This window comes from Bartonella sp. CR84HXZ (assembly GCF_042194535.1).
GTDB lineage: Bacteria > Pseudomonadota > Alphaproteobacteria > Rhizobiales > Rhizobiaceae > Bartonella > Bartonella grahamii.
In genome coordinates, this window is sequence record NZ_JBHIMY010000133.1 from 1 (window position 1) to 533 (window position 533).

Consider the following 533-nt stretch of genomic DNA (forward strand, 5'->3'; position numbering starts at 1 on the left):
TCTCATAGAAAACAATATCAAAACTTTATGTGATGTTCGTAAAAATCCAATAAGTAGAAAACACGGATTTTCAAAAAGGCAATTAGAGCAAGCTGTAAGCAACATTGATATTGAATATATGCATATGCCTGAACTTGGAATTGCCTCTGAAAAACGAAGAAATTTGAAAACACAAAAAGATTATGACCGCCTTTTTAAAAATTATCGAAATACAACTCTCAAGAATAATTCTTGTGCAATAAACAAATTATATCAAATTTTTTTAAACAAAAAGCGCGTTGCAATCACCTGTTTTGAAGCCAATGTATGCATGTGTCATAGAGGACAACTCGCATTAGCTCTTACTCAATTGCCTGATTGGAAATATGAAATTAAGCACATCTAAAAAATAAACTTACAGATTTTTTACATATGGGGGTGCTTCTCTTCACAAATACCTCCTAGCACCCCCACCCTTTCCTAACAACTTTCAACACAAGCGTGATTCACGCCACACGTGAATTGCATCTCAATGTAAGGAGAAAAGATATGGC

At 34.0% G+C, this 533-nt stretch carries 1 protein-coding gene; it reads left to right on the forward strand.

Annotated elements, in window-relative coordinates; all coding sequences use genetic code 11:
- On the forward strand, window positions 1–385 hold a 385-nt coding region (locus ACFIKD_RS09785; protein WP_375647956.1), incomplete at its 5' end, for a DUF488 family protein.
- Between the last annotated feature and the right edge of the window lie 148 nt (window positions 386–533).